Annotated in this window: 15 protein-coding genes; 1 reads left to right on the forward strand and 14 read right to left on the reverse strand. The window is 66.4% G+C overall.

Going from position 1 to position 14,664, the window contains the following annotated elements; all coding sequences use genetic code 11:
• Positions 1 to 59: 59 nt before the first annotated feature.
• The 11 genes from Q0653_RS04620 to Q0653_RS04670 all read right to left on the reverse strand — a co-directional run bounded on the left by Q0653_RS04620 (position 60) and on the right by Q0653_RS04670 (position 9,478).
• Positions 60 to 1,301: a type II secretion system F family protein gene (locus Q0653_RS04620; RefSeq protein ID WP_298942930.1), complete on the reverse strand. Its 1,242-nt coding sequence runs from the start codon at positions 1,299 to 1,301 to the stop codon at positions 60 to 62.
• Entirely contained in the window at positions 1,301 to 2,446 is a 1,146-nt protein-coding gene (locus tag Q0653_RS04625) for a type IV pilus twitching motility protein PilT (RefSeq protein WP_298942932.1), read from the reverse strand. Before Q0653_RS04625 ends, Q0653_RS04620 begins: the two co-directional genes overlap by 1 nt.
• A complete protein-coding gene (locus tag Q0653_RS04630; RefSeq protein WP_298942934.1) occupies positions 2,443 to 3,219 on the reverse strand; it encodes a hypothetical protein in 777 nt (258 codons plus the stop codon). The genes Q0653_RS04625 and Q0653_RS04630 overlap by 4 nt, the downstream gene beginning before the upstream one ends.
• Positions 3,216 to 3,860 carry a hypothetical protein gene (locus Q0653_RS04635; RefSeq protein ID WP_298942936.1) on the reverse strand — a complete coding sequence of 215 codons (645 nt, stop codon included), beginning with the start codon at positions 3,858 to 3,860 and terminating at the stop codon, positions 3,216 to 3,218. Before Q0653_RS04635 ends, Q0653_RS04630 begins: the two co-directional genes overlap by 4 nt.
• Positions 3,860 to 4,921, reverse strand: coding sequence for a pilus assembly protein PilM (gene pilM, locus Q0653_RS04640; RefSeq protein ID WP_298942939.1), 1,062 nt, complete (start codon positions 4,919 to 4,921; stop codon positions 3,860 to 3,862). Before pilM ends, Q0653_RS04635 begins: the two co-directional genes overlap by 1 nt.
• 27 nt (positions 4,922 to 4,948) lie before the next feature.
• Positions 4,949 to 5,767 (reverse strand): A24 family peptidase, encoded by an 819-nt coding sequence (locus tag Q0653_RS04645; RefSeq protein ID WP_298942942.1) that lies wholly within the window; start codon positions 5,765 to 5,767, stop codon positions 4,949 to 4,951.
• On the reverse strand, positions 5,764 to 7,467 hold the full coding sequence (locus Q0653_RS04650) for a hypothetical protein (protein ID WP_298942944.1): 1,704 nt from the start codon (positions 7,465 to 7,467) through the stop codon (positions 5,764 to 5,766). Before Q0653_RS04650 ends, Q0653_RS04645 begins: the two co-directional genes overlap by 4 nt.
• The gene (locus Q0653_RS04655; protein WP_298942945.1) at positions 7,455 to 7,994 is read right to left on the reverse strand and encodes a prepilin-type N-terminal cleavage/methylation domain-containing protein; all 540 of its coding nucleotides are present in this window, start codon (positions 7,992 to 7,994) and stop codon (positions 7,455 to 7,457) included. The genes Q0653_RS04650 and Q0653_RS04655 overlap by 13 nt, the downstream gene beginning before the upstream one ends.
• Positions 7,991 to 8,434 (reverse strand): prepilin-type N-terminal cleavage/methylation domain-containing protein, encoded by a 444-nt coding sequence (locus Q0653_RS04660; protein WP_298942947.1) that lies wholly within the window; start codon positions 8,432 to 8,434, stop codon positions 7,991 to 7,993. The genes Q0653_RS04655 and Q0653_RS04660 overlap by 4 nt, the downstream gene beginning before the upstream one ends.
• 93 nt (positions 8,435 to 8,527) lie before the next feature.
• Positions 8,528 to 8,935 (reverse strand): type II secretion system protein, encoded by a 408-nt coding sequence (locus Q0653_RS04665; protein WP_298942949.1) that lies wholly within the window; start codon positions 8,933 to 8,935, stop codon positions 8,528 to 8,530.
• A 246-nt stretch (positions 8,936 to 9,181) separates the two neighbouring features.
• A complete protein-coding gene (locus Q0653_RS04670; protein WP_298942951.1) occupies positions 9,182 to 9,478 on the reverse strand; it encodes a DUF1905 domain-containing protein in 297 nt (98 codons plus the stop codon).
• A 141-nt stretch (positions 9,479 to 9,619) separates the two neighbouring features.
• On the opposite strand from Q0653_RS04670, the gene Q0653_RS04675 reads away from it, so the two are divergent.
• Positions 9,620 to 11,005 carry an HNH endonuclease signature motif containing protein gene (locus Q0653_RS04675; RefSeq protein WP_298942952.1) on the forward strand — a complete coding sequence of 462 codons (1,386 nt, stop codon included), beginning with the start codon at positions 9,620 to 9,622 and terminating at the stop codon, positions 11,003 to 11,005.
• A gap of 145 nt (positions 11,006 to 11,150) precedes the next feature.
• Here Q0653_RS04675 and Q0653_RS04680 read toward each other — a convergent pair whose 3' ends face one another.
• The 3 genes from Q0653_RS04680 to Q0653_RS04690 all read right to left on the reverse strand — a co-directional run bounded on the left by Q0653_RS04680 (position 11,151) and on the right by Q0653_RS04690 (position 14,615).
• Positions 11,151 to 12,044, reverse strand: coding sequence for a L,D-transpeptidase (locus tag Q0653_RS04680; protein WP_298942954.1), 894 nt, complete (start codon positions 12,042 to 12,044; stop codon positions 11,151 to 11,153).
• 98 nt (positions 12,045 to 12,142) lie between these two features.
• Entirely contained in the window at positions 12,143 to 13,126 is a 984-nt protein-coding gene (locus Q0653_RS04685; RefSeq protein ID WP_298942956.1) for an aldo/keto reductase, read from the reverse strand.
• Between the two features lie 109 nt (positions 13,127 to 13,235).
• Entirely contained in the window at positions 13,236 to 14,615 is a 1,380-nt protein-coding gene (locus Q0653_RS04690; RefSeq protein ID WP_298942959.1) for an O-antigen ligase family protein, read from the reverse strand.
• Positions 14,616 to 14,664: the final 49 nt, after the last annotated feature.

Below are 14,664 nucleotides of genomic sequence, written 5' to 3' on the forward strand. Positions count from 1 at the left end.
CAAAAGCGGCCCGCACCGCCACCGGTGACACGGTGACGCCGTGCGAAGCGCGCCGCGAATCAGCCGCCGGCGCCGCCGATCTCGCCGTAGATCGAGAAGATCGGCATGTAGAGCGAGATGACCATGCCACCGATGATGATGCCGATGCCGACGATCAAGATCGGCTCGATCGCGCTCGTGAGCTGCTCGGTCGCGGTCTTCACTTCGCCTTCGTAGAAGTCGGCGATGGATGCCAGCATGTCGGGTAGCGTGCCCGATTCCTCACCGACGGCCACCATCTGCGCAACCATCGTCGGGAACACCTCGGCCTTCGCGAGCGGCGACGAGAATGACTTCCCCTGCTTGACCGACTCCTGCACCTGCCGGACGGCTTCCTCGATCTTGTAATTGTTCGACGCGGCGCCGACGATCGACAGCGCTTGGACGAGCGGTACGCCGGCCTTCAACATCATCGACAGGCCACGGCTGAATCGGGCGACCGCGATCTTGGTGGCGAGGGGGCCGAACACCGGCATCCGCAGCTTGAGCGGGTCGACCACCTTCCGCACGCGATCCGAGTTGCGATTGCGAAGCCACCAGAACCAGAACACGATGCCGGCGACGATCATGAGCGGCAGAATCCACACCATGTTGTTCGACAGCGTCACGAGGATCTGCGTCGGCAACGGGAGCTCAGAACCGAGGTTTTTGAACATCCCCTCGAAGACGGGCACGACGAACGTGATCATCGCGACCACACCGAGGATCGCGATCGACAGGACGATCAGCGGGTAGGTCGTGGCCGACTTGATCTTGTCCTGCAGCTCGGCTTCATCCTTATAGGTGTCGGCGACCGTCGTCAGCGCCTGCCCGAGGAAACCGCCCGACTCGCCGACGCGCACCATGTTGACCATGAGCGGCGGGAAGACGTCGGGATGCTGCGCCAGCGCCGCCGAGAACGCCGCCCCCGATTCGACCGAGGCGTGCACGCGCACGAGCGCTTCGCGCAGCATCTTGTCTTCGGTCTGCTCGATGAGGATCGAGAGGGTGCGCATGAGCGGGAGCCCCGCGTTGATGAGGCCGGCCATCTGCTTGGCGTAGACCGCCAGCGCTGCCACTTTCACCCGGCGCTGAAGACCCGGAATCGAGATCTCCCGGTTGAGTCCGGTTTTCGACGTCAGCGAGACCTCGAGCGGAGTGAGGCCTTGGGCGCGGAGCTTCGATGCGACGGCGTTCTCGCTCGATGCTTCGAGCGTGCCCTTGACGACCGCTCCCCCGGTCGCGTCGACCGCGCGATAGGTGTACTCCTCGATCAGCGACATCAGTTCCCCCAGCCCACGGCCTGGCGCTCAGACGAGTGCATGGTCCATGCTTCGGCGTCGTAGTCGGCGGGCCGCACGCGCGCCTCGTCGAAGGTACGCGGGTCTTCGGCGATCTCCTTCGCGAGCGCGAGCGAGATGGTGCCCTTCTCGACCAGACGCTTCAGGTCCTGATCGAGCGTGTGCATGCCGAGCCCGCCACCCGCTTGCAGCATGGAGTAGATCTGGCTGATCTCGCCCTCGCGGATGAGGTTGGCGATGGCGGGGGTGTTGACGAGCACTTCGGTCGCGATGACACGCCCCTCGTTCTGCGCCTGCGGCAGGAGCGTCTGGGTGATGATCCCGCGGAGAGTGTCGCCGAGTTGCGTGCGCACCTGGTTCTGCTGGTCGGAGGGGAACGCGTCGACGATACGGTTGATCGACTTCGCGGCGCTCTGGGTGTGCAGGGTCGACAGGACGAGGTGACCGGTCTCGGCGGCGGTGAGGGCGGTCGAGATCGACTCGGGATCACGGAGCTCACCGATGAGGATGATGTCGGGGTCTTGACGCAGCACGCGTCGCAGCGCTTCGGAGAACGACGCGGTGTCACTGCCGATCTCGCGCTGATGGATGAGCGCGCGCTTGCTGGTGTGCTGGAATTCCACCGGGTCTTCGACCGTGACGATGTGCGCGGGCTTGGTCTGGTTGACGACGTCGATCATCGAGGCGAGCGTCGTCGATTTGCCAGAGCCCGTCGGCCCAGTCACCAGCACGAGACCACGGGGCTTGGTGACGAGGTCGGCGGCGATCTGCGGCACGCCGAGCTCGGCGAAGCTGCGGATGCGATCCGGGATGAATCGCATCGCGACGGCGACTTCTCCGAGCTGGCGGAAGACGTTGACACGGAAGCGAGCGACATCGGGCACCGTGATCGACAGGTCGACCTCGCCGTGCTGGCGGAACTCAGCGACCTGCTCGTTCGTCATGATCCCGCCGATGGCGCCTTCGAGCCAGTTCTGACTCGTCGGCTCGAGAAAGCCGGGGATGCCGGCGAGATCGCCGTCGACACGCATGAGCGGCGGATGCTTCGCCGTCAGGTGGACGTCGGATGCCCGAGAGCGCGCAGCGACGGCGAGCAGCGGGGCGATGGGCGCGACGTCGAGGGTCATTGCGCGGTCTCCGTTCGGATGAAGGCGAGCACCGAGATCGTGAGCTTGCCGCCCGTGTACTCGACGTTGATCGGGGCGAGAAGACGCGGGCCGACACCCAGGGCGTCGACGAACGCGGCTGCCTTCTGCGCTTGCGCCGTGGCATCGGCCCGCACGGCGGCCGGATCGGTTTCGGTCTCCAGCGCGGCCGGATCTGCGGCCTCGCCCTCGGCGGCGGCCGGTAGTGCGTAAGGCTGGGCGACATCGATCGTGATGGTGACGAGCACCTGCCGCTGTGGGGCGTCTTCGGCAGTCGTCGGTTCCGGCGCGACCGGCTCCTCGACCTCGGTCTCGGCCGCGGGTGCGGCGCCATCTTCGACCGGTGCGGGCTCAGGCTCCGGCTCAGCCACGACCGCGTTGCCCTCGGCATCCAACGCCGTGCGCGCAATGAAGGGGGCCGACTCTTCGGCCGCGATGCTTTCGATGCGCACGTCTGCCTGCTGGGCCGTCGCACCGATGATCTCGTACACGTCGTCGAGCTGCGGGGCCGCAGCGATCTGCGTCCGGAGGTTGGCGAGGCTCTGATCGATCTCCTCGATCCGCTCGTTCGCCGCGCTCAGCCCGTCGATCTGCGCCTGGTAGACCGCGTTGGTCTGTGCGACCGTCGTGGCATTGGCGTTGATCGTCTGGGCCTGCGAGTACATCGGCAACGCGATGAGCGCGAGGCCGGCGACCAGCACGATCACGGCGACGAGAATGCCGAGCAGGTTGATCAGCTGCTTGTTGAGGGTCATTCGGTCGCCTCCGCTGCGAAAGTGCCGGTGTAGACGGTCTGGTCGAAGGTCACCCGGAGTTCGTAGCGATACTCCGACCCGCTGAGCGTGCTCGCCCAGCCATCCGCGTCGATGATGCCGGGGAGCGTGCGCACCGAACGGATCAGACCGACGATGTCGGTGGGGGTCGCGCTCGTGAAGTTCACGGTGCCCTGAGCGCCGACCTCTGCGTCGGGCGCGTCGCCCTGCGGCAACCCGCCGGGCGCGAGCGTGTACTCGATGATCCCGACGTCGGCCGGGAGTGCCGTCCGGATGGAATCGAGCAGGCCGGTCCACTCCAGGTCGGTGCCCATGGCCTGCACGCGGAAGTCACCGAGCTCGGTCTGCAGTTGCAGCTTCTGGCTCACGGGCTGGAGCGCGGCAACCTGGACGAGCAGGTCGTTCGTGCGGGCGTTCTCCGCTGCCAGTCGCTGCTGCGCGGCGAACTGGAGCACGTAGGTGCCCGCGGCCGCGAGCACGACGACGGCGAGAGCGGCGACAAGCCCCCAGCCCCATTTGCGGAGCAGGATCGAGCGCTCGCGCCGTTCGGTGACGGCGCGAGGCAACAGGTTGACGCGGGGAGCGCCACCGACGACCAGTGCAGAAGTGGATGCGAGGGCCATCAGTTCGTGCCTCCCAGAGCGAGGGCGGCGGTGGTGATCAGGTTGAGATCGTCATCACCGGGCTGCAACGGCACTTTCGACGCGAAGACGCTCGAGGCGCCCAGGACCTCGACGGCGATCGGCAGGCTCGCCGCAAGAGAGGCCGGAATGCCCTCCACCCCGGCACCGGCGCCGCTGACGAGCACGCGGGTCACCGGGGTGTCGCCGGAGCGGTCGGCGTAGAAGCGCAGAGTGCTGCCGAGTCGGAGCACGAGGTCGTCGATCGCCGCCGGGGTCATCCCCGAGGAGGGGCGCACTGCGGACCGCTGAGCCGACCGGCGCCGCAGCGGCACGTCGTCTCCGGTGGATGCCGGGACGGTCTCGAGCAGTTCTTCCATCGGCGCCGCGTCGAGTTCGGAAGCCGACCCCGCACCTTCGCGTGCGCGGACGGCGGCCGTCGTGATGTCGACGGGAATGATGCGAACGAATCGAGGTGCACCGTCCTGCACGACGACGACGTAGCTCGTGTGGTCGCCGAGATAGAGCGCGGCGACAGCCTCACCGGGTGCGGCGACGCGGTTCACGGCGCGTGCGAGCGCGAACGGCGCAAGATCGACGACCTGCACGTCGACCTTGGCGCGCCCGATCGTCGACACGAGCTCTTCAACGGTCTCGGCGACGGCCGCCACGAGAAGCCCGGTAACCTGATCGCCCTCTTGCGAGATGGGGTAGAAATCGAGCACGGCCTGGTCGGCAGGCACCGGGAGAAGGTCTTGCACCTGATACGGCAGCGACTGCGCGAGCAGATCGGGCCGCATCGCCTGCGTCGTGTAGTCGCGCACGAGGATCCGTCGGCTGCCGATGCCGAGCACCACCTTCTTGCCCTTGATTCCTGCGCGCGACCAGAGCTGGCGGATGGCGAGAGCCACGGCATCCTGATCGAAGATCTCGGAGTCCTTCGCCGCCCCCGCCGGCAGCGGAACGGATCCGTAGGCGACGATGGTGGGGTTCTTGCCCGTCGTCAGTTCGGCCGCGCGCACCCCCTCTTCGGTGATCTCGAGCCCGACGATCGTGTTCGCCATGACCTTCTCCTCTCTCCGCGCCGTCGCTCAGCTGAGCGAGAGCATTCCCACATACCAGCGGGCGATCGGTTCGCCCACAACGATTCCGAGCCAGGCACCGACGACCATGAAGGGGCCGAAGGGCACGGCGGTTTTGCGCGTCGCGCGGTGGGTCAGCATGAGCGCGATGCCGACCACGCCGCCGATCAAGAACGCGGCGAAGGCGCCGCCGATGAGCGCGCCCCAGCCGATCCAGCCGAGCGCGATGCCGAGCACGCCCGCGAGTTTGACGTCTCCCCCGCCCATGCCCCCCGGGCGGATCGCCCGGAGCAGCCAGTAGAAGGCGAAGAGCGCGGCGCCGGCAATTGCGGCGCGGAGGAGGTTCTCCCACGGGGCCCCGAACACGCACGCGGCGGTGAAGAGCACACCCAGCACGAGGTAGCTCGGGAGCACGATCGCGTTCGGGAGGCGCCGGGTATCGAGGTCGATGAGCGTCAGCGCGATGCTGATCGCCGCGAGGTAGAGATACGCGAGCGTGACGAGCACCAGCGCGGGAGTCGCGATCGGCGCGGCGTCGAGCGCCATCCACACCACGCCGACGAACGCGCCGCCGGTCGCGAGCTCGACGAGCGGATACCGCGCCGAGATCGGCGCGGCGCAGTTCGCGCATTTCCCGCGCAGAGCGAGCCATGAGACGACCGGCACGTTCTGCCAGGGCCGCACCGGCGCATCACACGAGGGACACTGACTCGGCCGAGTGAGTGAGATGCCCGCGGGGACGCGATAGATCACGACGTTGAGGAACGAGCCGATGATCAAGCCGAAGAGGCCGGCGATGATGAGGAGATAGATCGCGAGCGGCGTCACGGGGAAGCCACATCACGACGCGAGATCAGGTCGCCCAGGATTGCTTCCGTCCCCGACTCGCTGTCCTCGTCCTCGCCGGGGGCCGTGCTTCCCGGGAACCCGACGGGGGTGTACCAGAAGTTCGGTTTTCCGGTCATCTTTCCGGCCTGAATCGACCCTTTCCAGCCTTCGCCGCTGTTGGGGAAGTCGACCGTGCACTGGGTGAAGATCATGGCAGAGATCTTCGAGGCACCGGCTCCGGGGTTCATGTTGGTTCCATCGATGCTGATGGGGGGCACGGTGTCACACGTCCGACCAGGCACCTCCGGATCGATGAACCAGATGCGGTGCGCGGCGCCATCAGCAGACTCGAAATCTTGGTCTTCGATGTTGAACGACGGGGCGACGAAGATGACATCCGTCTTCAGCGACGTCGTTCCGCTGTACTTGTGCATGTCCACCTGAGCGCAGTGCGTGGCGTCGATGAGAGTCGGCTTCGTGAGCGCTTTGATCTTGGCGACCATCTCATGCTCGGGGTACCAGTCGTAGGCGCAGGCACCGGTCCACGTGATCTTTTCGAACATGCCGCTCGACACGAGCGAGTCCAAGTCTGCTTTCGTGATCCCTTGCCACTCGGGCGCGCTGGGGAGCTGAGGGACGCTGACGACGGGTTGCAGCGGGGTGCGCGTGACCGAGTTGACGGCCCACGACGCCGCGGTGCCGCTCGAATAGGAGAAGGCACCTCCGTACATGATGCGATCGCGCGCCACCGGACCGCCGCCCGTGAGTGTCAGGTTGCCCCCCGCGTAGATGCTCTGCACCACATTGGCGCCGGTACTCGTGCCCACGACGTTCTGTTTGGCGTGGATGCTGCCATCGATGGTGATGCCACCGTTGACGCTGACGCTCCCCATGACCGAGACGACATCGCCGTGGAGTTTCGGACCGCCGGAGAGTGTGATGTCGTTGCGTGCGTACACACCCTTTCCGACTGTGCTTCCGCCTGAAATCGACACTTTTCCGTTGAGCGAGACGAGGTCCCCGCCGATCTTGGTACCGCGATCGATCGTGACGTCACCCTCGGCATAGACATCGCCGGCGACGACGCATCCGCCGACACCGCGGACGGTGCCCGCGGGCAGGTACACGGATCCCGCGATCGCGCCTCCGGAGTCGCACGTGAAGTCACCGGCGACGCCGGGTTCGGGGATGACCCAGACCGTCGCCGGCTCGTCGGGGTCGACGGCCTGGATCTTGAGCGCGCTCAGGTTGAGCGGCGCCTTGGTGATGAGGGCCGGCTCCTTGATGACCGCGGGTGCGGGCGTGTACTCGTACACGGCCTCGGTGGTGGTGATCGCGCCGCCTGGTGCGCGCCCCACGGCGCTGAAAATGGCTCGCCCCTCGACCGAGACGCAGTCACGCGTCACCGCGTAGGTCGCGCCGCCGTCCAGCGTTCCATTCACCGGCGCCACTTCGATCGGACCCTGGTCGCAGATCTCGCCATCGCGGAGAGCGACCGCCAGCGCCTGCGCGAGACCCGCATCCGCCGCGGCACGCGATTGGGCCGTGCTGCGACTGTCCGTCACCATGCCGGACGTATTGACGACGATCGCAGAAAGCGCGAGTCCGCCGATCGTGAGTACGAGCATGACCATCAAGACGGTGACAAGCGCCGATCCCTCGTCACGCGAAAGACTCACCCGCGCCCTCAGTCCCAGCATGTGAGTCCCCCTCCACCAACGGCCTGCGCGGTCACGCCACTCTCGAGAGGTGCCGTGATGCCCTCCATGGTGATCGTCATTCCGATTCGAAGATTCTTGCTGTCGTCCCACCCGAAGACCGCGGTGCCGTCGATGGTTCCCTCAATGCCACTCGCCAGAGTTCCCCAGGTGTCGTCGGCGGCGGGTAGCGGTGTTGTCTGATCGGATCGGTAGACGAGGCGACCGTCTCGCACTTCCCACGCACGGCACTCCGGTGTGCCGTCGGGCGCGATGAAGACGGCGTCGAGACGTGTGCCCGCATCGTTGACGCGAATCTCCGTGGCGTTGCGGACCGAAGTGGTGAGGCTGCGGGATACCACGTTCGCGGCACCTGTCGCGTTGTCACGGATCACGCCGTCGCGCTGCGCGACCATGCCGTTGACGAACGTGATCGCGATGAGCGCGAGGACGATACCGCTGACGACGATCGTCACGATGAGTTCGACGAGGGTGAGCCCTGCGTCGTCCTGCGCGAGCTGTCGCGTCATGATGCCGCCCCGACCGTGACGCGGGTGGAGACGGTCGACGTGCCACCGGCACTGTCATCGACGACGACGGTCACCAGGACGGCGCGTGGGTACGCGTCCGCACCCGTCGGGCACACCGCTGCCTGACCCGCGTCGACGAAGGCTTCGGCGGCGATCGTGAACCCCGCTGGCACGGTGTCGTCTGCGTTCATGTCGGTGAGTGCCGCGGTCAAGGCCGCGCACGTTCTGGTCGAATCGGCCGCCGTGGGAAAGCTCTCGCGCAGCTGCGCCACGCGATCGTTCGCGAGTGCGGTGGCCGAGACGACGTCACGGTTGACGACGCTCAGGCTGACAGCAGAAATGAGAAGAGGGAGCACCGCCAGCGAGATCACCGCGAAGAGGAACATCGCGATGAGGACTTCGACGAGGCTGAAGCCTTCGTCGTAGTGGCGCTGGAACACGCGGCACCTCCGGGGGGAGTGCGGTGGAAATGTGGGGGTGCGTCAAGGCCGGCCCGTCGGGAACGGGCCGGCCTTGACGAGTTTGGACCTAGGTTACGAGCTGACCAGGTCTCCAGTGCAGCCCGGACCGGCCTTCGCCCACGAACCACCTTCAGTCTTCGTGGCAGTTACGCAAACGTCCTCTACGCTGGCAGGCGTCCCACCGTCGAGAGTGACAGCGATGCCGTCCTTGCTGAGCTGCGTCAGCTCGTCAGGAATACCCGCGGCGTTGTCCGATGCGATCTGCGAAGCGACCGCGGTGGCGCCGTTCGCTGCGACAGTCTGAAGCGCCTGCTTCTGCGCCTGGTCCTGCAGACCGGCGAAGATCGGGATGGCGATTGCGGCGAGGATGCCGAGAATGACCACCACGACGATGAGCTCGATGAGCGAGAAGCCCTCGTCACCGTTCTCTTCGCGGCGGGCCTTCTCGGCCTGGACATAATTGCGGACGGTGCTGCGCATGCGCGTGCCTCTCCATGTGGGGGAAATCGAACAGGGCGCTCAGGCACGCCAGCGAGCGCTCCGGGGGAGGACGCACATCGGGTACGTCTCGAATTCAGGTCGATTCCGAGACTGTGCTGAGCTGGATGAGGTATGGCCGCCGCGAGGACGTTCGTCCCTCTCCGGGACTAATCATTAGAGGTCTCTCATGTTGTTGTCAATGAGAAATTTGTTACTCATGTGAAAACTGAGCGAAGTAACTACACCTCATACGTCGAGAACATCGATCTCAATCGCGATCACATCGCCGTCGCCGATGGCCTCGGCATCCCGGACCGCTCGTTTGAGTGGTAGTACGTACGTACCACTCTCAGCGTCGGGAAAGAGCGACGTGCGCCATTCGGAACCGCCGACCGTGACGGCAACGCGCACCGAGCCGAACCCGCGCGTGGGGCGCGGCATCTCCTGAATCATCGCACTGAGATCGGCAGGAACCTCGGCCAGATAGAAATCTTCACGACGCGCAGACCATCGGAAGACCTCGCTCGCGAACTCCAGATGCATGCGCACAGCATAGCGACGACGGGACCAGATTCCTCTTGCGCGTGTCGTATCTATGTACTACTATGGGCGTTAGAAGCCCCGTATGTGCCCACATTCGAAACGGGTTCTCCGCCGACGTCGCTCGGTGTGGAGGTAGTGGGCATGAGCGTGCACGAAGAGTCGCCGTGGCCGGTTCTCGACCGGCTGGTCGATCGCGTACTCAATGCGCGTCGAATGGTGGCGGCCGCGCAGGCAGCCGAGGCCGCCGTTCTCGCTGAAGCCGTCGACGTGATCTCCGATCGCGCCACGCAACTGCGCCAAGAGGCGACTGGCACTGGTCGCAGCGGGCTTTCGAGCTCAGATCTCCCCCTTCGCGAGGTGTCGCTCGAGCTCGGCGCCGCGATGCGGGTCTCCGACCGCACGGTGCAGGCGCGCATCTCGGATGCTTTCCTGTTGACCACCCAGTTCGCCCGCACGTTCACGGCGCTTTCCGACGGTGAGATCGATGCGGCCCACGCCACCGCGATCGTCCGAACGGGCGTGCTCCTCTCGGACACCGACGATCGCGCACGCTACGAGAGCCTGGCCCTCGACGTCGCCGCGACAGAGTCTCCCGCCCGCATGACCGCCGCGGCCAAAGCGATCGCTGCGACGATCTGCCCCGAAGCCTTTGCCGAACGCGCTCGCGCTGCCGCGCAAGAGCGCGCCGTGCGCCTCTACGATCTCGACGAAGGTCTCGCGCGCCTCATCGTCGACGGCCCCGCGCCACTCCTCCATGCGGCGCACGACCGCCTCACCACGATGGGTCGGAGCGTGCTGGGTGGCTCCGGTGCACGACGTGCTGAGGCCGAATCGGATGCGGGCACTCCCCCCGATGGCGCAGCCTCGACCACGACTCTTCGCACAGAGCCCTCCCTTGGCGCGGAGTCGACGACACACCGACCCGACCCGCGCACACTCGATCAAGTCCGCGCCGATCTGCTCTGCGAGCTGCTGCTTACCGGAGTCCCGACGTCGTTCGACGACAACGCTGCCCTCGGCGCGATCATGGGACGTGTGCAAGTCACTGTGCCGGCGCTCACTCTCGCCGGAGATCCCACCGGCGGACCGGCCCTCCTCGCCGGCTACGGCCCCATCGACCCTGATCTCGCCCGCCGGATCGCGGGGCTTGCCCCCGGATGGGATCGCGTCTTCACCGATCCCTACACGGGCGAACCGCTGGCCGTCGATCGCTACCGGCCGAGCGCACAGCTTCAGCGGTACTTAGCCGCGCGCGACGAGCATTGCCGCACGCCGGGATGCCGCAGGCGCGTACACCAAAGCGATGTCGATCACACGGTGGCCGCCGCCGACGGTGGCGCAACCGATCACCGCAACCTGGCGTGTCTCTGCCGCCGACATCACGTCGTCAAACACTGCACTGCGTGGCGGGTGCGTCAGCTCGGCCACGGTGTACTCGAGTGGACCGGACCGACCGGCCGAAGATACATCGACCGCCCGCCCGCGACAGTTCGCTTCGTCCCCGCAATCGACGTCGCTCCCTTCTGAGCTGCCCTACTCACCCACCGCTGGTCGAGTGCCCGCGGCGCGGCCGCGGGTGTACCGAGACCAGCTGAGCCACTCGCGGTGATCTCGATACACACCCCCTTCGCACGCACACTCGATCAGCCGCGGGCGTGAACGGCGGGCATGCCTACGGGTGGATGATCACGGGCGTGCCGGGCGGAAGCTGAGCCACACGATCCGTGGCCGCGGCATCCAGGTAGATGCACCCGAACGACACGTCGCCCGACCGCACCTTGTAGTAGTGGAACGCGGTCACCGCGGCCTCTCCCCCATCGAAGCCGGCCATGGCCGGCGACTGCACGCCGAGATAGGTCAGCGGGTGTCCCTGTGTGTACGCGAACTCGGGCACCACCGTCGTCCACATCACAAATGTGCGGCCGACCGGTGTCGGTGTCGCGGGTTTGCCCCAGGCGAAGTCGTCGGCGACGCGCTCGGCGCCAGCATCCGTGATGATGTCGATCGTATGCGCAGCAAGCTGAACCTCGACGTACTCCGCAACCGGGCGAAGCTCGACGTCGGCGGCGCGCAACCAGCCCACGGTCTGCGCCGCGTTCCCCTCCGGCGGCACCCCCTGCCGCCCCGCCAGCATGACCTTCACCCAATGGGTGTCGTGCGCGATCACCGGGACGGTGGTGCCGCCGTACGCAGCCTCGCGTGGCAGGTATCCGATGGGCTCCCCCGTCGGGTCGGCGAAGATCGGCGCCGCAACGAGCGGCTGAGCGAGCTCACCGGTAAGCGGCCCGAATGGGTCGTCATCGACGGGCATGGCGGGCGTCACCGACCACACGTCGATCTGAGTCAGGGTCGCGACGTCGTAGATCGTCGAATTCTCAGGGGCGCCAATGACCACTCCGGAGGCGGGAGCGGCGGCGGCTTCCGTCGCCGAGGCGACCGAGGCGACCGGATCGGCGGGCGCCAGTGTTGCCTCCGCGTACGGCGGCGGGGCAAGGGCGACCGCGGCAACCAGCGCCACACCGCCGAGGGCGGCGAGCGCGGTGACGATCCAGGGTGCTCTGCTCACGCTTCTATCGTCGCGCCTTTGCCGACATCACGGGCACAATCGGTCACCATTGTCCACTCACGACGACAAAAGCGGCCCGGAACGGCGTGAACCGCTTCTCACCAGTGGGGGTGGATGTCGGTACGCAGGAGACGGTCGTAGACGTCGGTCACGGCGGCATCGAAGCCCGACAGGTCGACGTCGATCTCCCCGGCGGCGGCATTCGACTCGGCCTGCGCGATGTTGCGGGCACCGGGGATCACACTCGTGACGCCCGGGCGCGAAGCGATCCACGCGAGCGTCGCCGCGGGCAGCGTCAGGCCCTCCGGCACCGCTGCGGAGAGCTCCTGCACCGCCTGGAGGCCCGTCGCGAAGTCCACACCCGAGAACGTCTCGCCGCGGTCGAACGCTTCGCCGTACCGGTTGTACGCGCGGTGATCGTTCGCGGCGAAGGTTGTCGTGGTCGAGTACTTGCCGCTCAGCAGGCCCGACGCGAGCGGCACTCGCGCGAAGATCGAGACACCGGCATCCACGGCGTGCGGCAGGACCTCGTCGAGCGGCTTCAGCCGGAACGGGTTCAGGATGATCTGCACGTTCGTCACGTTCGGCCGCGCAATCGCCGACAGCGCCTGCGCGCACGTCTCGACTGACACACCGTAGGCGGCGATCGCGCCGTCCGCGACGAGGGCATCGAGCGCGTCGTAGGTCGCGTCGGCGTCGATCACCGCCGACGGCGGGCAGTGCAGCTGCACGAGATCGAGCGTCTCAACGCCGAGGTTGCGGCGCGACCGCTCAGTCCAGGCGCGGAAGTTCTCGGGCGTGTAGTTGGCTGGCTCTTGCGCGAGGCGCCGCCCCATCTTGGTCGCCACCGTGATGTCGTGCCCGGGGCGCGACGCGAGAAAACGCCCGATCAGCTGCTCGCTGCGGCCGTCGCCGTAGACGTCTGCGGTGTCGAAGAGGGTAACGCCCGCGTCAGCGGATGCCGCCAACACCGCCAGTGCGTCATCTTCGCTCACATCGCCCCAGTCGGCGCCGAGTTGCCAGGTGCCGAGGCCGATGGACGAGACGGAACGGGTGGTGCGGCCGAGCGGCTTGTGATTCATAGGGCCAGCGTACGGTTGCGACCTCGGCTCATGCTGTTCCGGGCACCATTGGTCTCGATCGGGACGCTGTGACGACGAAAGATGACCGCAATGCGGCGCCGCCCACTCCTCAAGGGCGGGGCACAGCTGTTTCGACAGACAACGGTTGGCGAGGAGTAAGTGCAGTAGCAACACGTGGCGTGCGCACACCGCTCCACACGACGCCCAGGAGAAGAAACACCAAGGGGGCGGTGTAGTACATGGTGTTACCGAAGAACGCCGATACAAGATAGGTCGCGACCGCCGCCGCGGCATACACGGTGATGTTGTCGACAGCCCTCCCCTGCTGCGCTACCCGTCGGAAGACGACAATCAACGCGCCGAGATATGCCGTCAGCGCTGGCACGCCGAAGAAAGCCGCGTACTGGAGGTACTCATTGTGCGGGCGTCCGTAGCCGCCCGCGAGAAGGTCGGCCGTGCTCTCAATGCCGTTCCCGAACCACGGACTGGATGCAATCATGTCCAGCGTCTGGACCCAGAGACCCCAGCGTCCCGAACCCGAGGCGTCTGCGTCTTCGCCTGACGAGATTGCCTGTGCGTCCGCGCCCAGCGAGACAAGTTCACTGAGAATCCCCACCCCGCCCGACACTGCGGCGATGTGCACGACAGCGGCAACCGTGATGAGCGCAAGCGCTCTTCGAACGAAGAGCCGACCGAGGACCACGAGCCACCCAATGACACCAACGCCAACGAGGGCCAGGGCGACATACGCGCCCAGTGTGTCGTTGAGGAGAAGTGTGAAGAGGATGGAGCCGAAGACGCCGAGCAACAGCATCCGCATCGGCCGGCGAACCGCGAGAAGTGCTCCGCACGCGGCGATAGCTCCCCCGACAGCAAGCATGTAGCCGTAGTGGTTGAGATTCTCAAAGTAAGCGCTCACTCCGCGCGGCAGGGACCAGACACCGCTCGCAACGACACCAGAACCCACGGTGAACAACGTCACGGCGCACGTGATCGTCACCAGAGCCAAGACGCCGCCCACGATCAACCGCCGTAGCGAGCGGCGGAACACTCGGCTCGCGAGAAAGAAGAACCCGACGTAGCTGGCATAAGCGAAAACGGACTCGCGCCGATAGCCATCGCCGCGCCACGTCGCATCGGTCGGGTGCAATAGAGAGGCGATCACTAGCCAGGCGATGAAGGCCAAGAGGAGCAGGAAGGGAAGCTGCTCGCGGAGGAACGACCGATCGAACGTCAGTCCTCGCCCCAGCAACCTATCGATCATCAGCAACGCCCCCAGGGCGAGCGCAGCCACTCCGACTTGCAGATCGATCGACGCGAGCATCCCGATTGAAATACCGGTGGGCTGTTCAATGGCCCACAGCAGGAGTGGTGCTGCGAGCCAATACAAGAGGACAACCGTCGCAAAGCGCTCGTAGAACACATCGGGGATGTGGCTCATCGCCTCGCGCACACTCGGCGCGCGGAGCACCCGTTGGAATGCCTTCATCGTCGTCGCGATCTTCCTGTCGGGTGCGGGTTGAGAGCGTCAGGGACGA

Origin of the sequence: uncultured Microbacterium sp. (assembly GCF_947488465.1) — a bacterium.
GTDB lineage: Bacteria > Actinomycetota > Actinomycetes > Actinomycetales > Microbacteriaceae > Microbacterium.

Coding starts and splice junctions, on each gene's coding strand:
- Q0653_RS04620 (WP_298942930.1), bottom strand. CDS start 1,301: ATGTCGCTGATCGAGGAGTACACCTATCGCGCGGTCGACGCGACCGGG.
- Q0653_RS04625 (WP_298942932.1), bottom strand. CDS start 2,446: ATGACCCTCGACGTCGCGCCCATCGCCCCGCTGCTCGCCGTCGCTGCG.
- Q0653_RS04630 (WP_298942934.1), bottom strand. CDS start 3,219: ATGACCCTCAACAAGCAGCTGATCAACCTGCTCGGCATTCTCGTCGCC.
- Q0653_RS04635 (WP_298942936.1), bottom strand. CDS start 3,860: ATGGCCCTCGCATCCACTTCTGCACTGGTCGTCGGTGGCGCTCCCCGC.
- pilM (WP_298942939.1), bottom strand. CDS start 4,921: ATGGCGAACACGATCGTCGGGCTCGAGATCACCGAAGAGGGGGTGCGC.
- Q0653_RS04650 (WP_298942944.1), bottom strand. CDS start 7,467: ATGCTGGGACTGAGGGCGCGGGTGAGTCTTTCGCGTGACGAGGGATCG.
- Q0653_RS04655 (WP_298942945.1), bottom strand. CDS start 7,994: ATGACGCGACAGCTCGCGCAGGACGACGCAGGGCTCACCCTCGTCGAA.
- Q0653_RS04665 (WP_298942949.1), bottom strand. CDS start 8,935: ATGCGCAGCACCGTCCGCAATTATGTCCAGGCCGAGAAGGCCCGCCGC.
- Q0653_RS04670 (WP_298942951.1), bottom strand. CDS start 9,478: ATGCATCTGGAGTTCGCGAGCGAGGTCTTCCGATGGTCTGCGCGTCGT.
- Q0653_RS04675 (WP_298942952.1), top strand. CDS start 9,620: ATGAGCGTGCACGAAGAGTCGCCGTGGCCGGTTCTCGACCGGCTGGTC.
- Q0653_RS04685 (WP_298942956.1), bottom strand. CDS start 13,126: ATGAATCACAAGCCGCTCGGCCGCACCACCCGTTCCGTCTCGTCCATC.
- Q0653_RS04690 (WP_298942959.1), bottom strand. CDS start 14,615: ATGAAGGCATTCCAACGGGTGCTCCGCGCGCCGAGTGTGCGCGAGGCG.